This is a genomic window from Aeromonas sp. QDB18, from assembly GCF_027705325.1.
Taxonomy (GTDB): Bacteria; Pseudomonadota; Gammaproteobacteria; order Enterobacterales; family Aeromonadaceae; genus Aeromonas; species Aeromonas caviae.
Genome location: NZ_JAPDBQ010000280.1, coordinates 1 through 1457, shown reverse-complemented (window position 1 = coordinate 1457; position 1457 = coordinate 1). Strand labels below are relative to the sequence as shown.

General features: G+C 59.3%; 1 protein-coding gene. It reads right to left on the bottom strand.

Annotation, left to right across the window (positions count from 1 at the left end; all coding sequences use genetic code 11):
* Nucleotides 1-1421 (bottom strand): IS21-like element ISAs29 family transposase (istA, locus tag OKC30_RS21590; RefSeq protein ID WP_270809812.1); only part of this gene is annotated, 1421 nt, incomplete at its 3' end.
* Nucleotides 1422-1457: the final 36 nt, after the last annotated feature.

The following is a 1457-nucleotide window of genomic DNA, read 5'->3' as shown; positions in this document are numbered from 1 at the left end:
CGCACCAGTCCTTCCCGATTAGCCAACTGGCAGCAGGCCTCGACCCGTGATGGCGGATACTCCCGGCTAAGACTCAGTAGCCCCAGGCAGAGTCGGTATGCCTGCTCGGCATGGGCTTTCTCTGCCAGCCGTTCGCTAACCCAGCACAGGGTGCCCGGTCCGATGTCAGCAGCCCACTGTTTAAGACGGCCTGGCGTCCAGCGTTGCTGCTTGCTGTGACGTTCCGGCATGTGTTCCGGGAGCGTGCTCATCCCCGGGATGGTTTTACGCGGATGGCTCGCGACCAGCTGTTGCTGGTGATAGACCTGAAGCAGGGTATCGCCCGCATGGAGCTCCAGTTGCTGACCCACATACTGGTGCGGCACTGAGTAGTGGTGCTGCTCATAGCTGACGTGATAGTCGATGTTGACCTTGACCGTTTTGATGGCGACATAGCGATAGGGATGCACCGGCAGTGGTTCCAGTGCCGGGCGGTCCAACTGCTCAAACGCCTCGCGCCGGTTACCGGGCAGTTGCTTGAACGGGCGCTCGTTGAGTTCGTTCAGCAAGGCCCGGATGCACTGGTTGAGCTCGGCAAGCGAGAAGAAAGTCTGATGGCGCAGGCGGGCCAGGATCCAGCGCTCGACGATCTGCACACCCACTTCAGCCTTGGCTTTGTCCTTGGGCTTGTAAGGGCGCGCTGGCATCACCGCTACCTGATAGTGCTCGGCCAACTGCTGGTAACTGGGGTTGAGCTCGGGATCGTATCGGCAAGCCTTGCTGACACCACTCTTGAGGTTGTCGGGGATCAGCAGTGCCGGGGTCCCGCCGAAAAACTCAAAGGCACGGACATGGCTTTGCAGCCAGTCCGGCAGTGACTGGGACCAGGTGGCCTCGGCAAAGGTGTAGTTGGACGCACCAAGCACAGCGACAAAGATCTGGGCCTGACGGACCTCACCCGTAGTCGGCGAGACGATGGGCACCGTGGGCCCGCAGTAGTCGATAAAGAGTTTTTCGCCCGCCTTGTGGAGCTGGCGCATGGAGCGCTTTTGCAACTGACACCAGGACTTGTAACGGTCGCAGAACTGGGAGTAGCTGTAACAGCTGTTGGGATAGCGCTGGGTGTACTCCTCCCAGAGCAGTTGCTTGGAGACCCCCTTGCGCTTGAGCTCCTGATGGACAGAGGGCCAATCCGGTACAACATGGCGGGCCGAGATGGTGGTATCGGCCTGCGGATAGAACAGGGCCGCCAGTTGGCCATCATCAAGCTCGGTAGGTAAGGGCCAGGTCAGACCGAGCGTCTGGGCACTTTTGAGGAGTTTCTGGATGGAGCCGACACTGACCTTGGTGCAACAACTTATCTGGCGAACAGAGAGGTCAGCTTCCAGCCTCAGTCGCAGTACTTCACGAATTTTACGCATTGCAATCCTCTTGGCAGACATAGGCTCTTCCCTGGCAAAAGGGAGAGCGTATCAAAG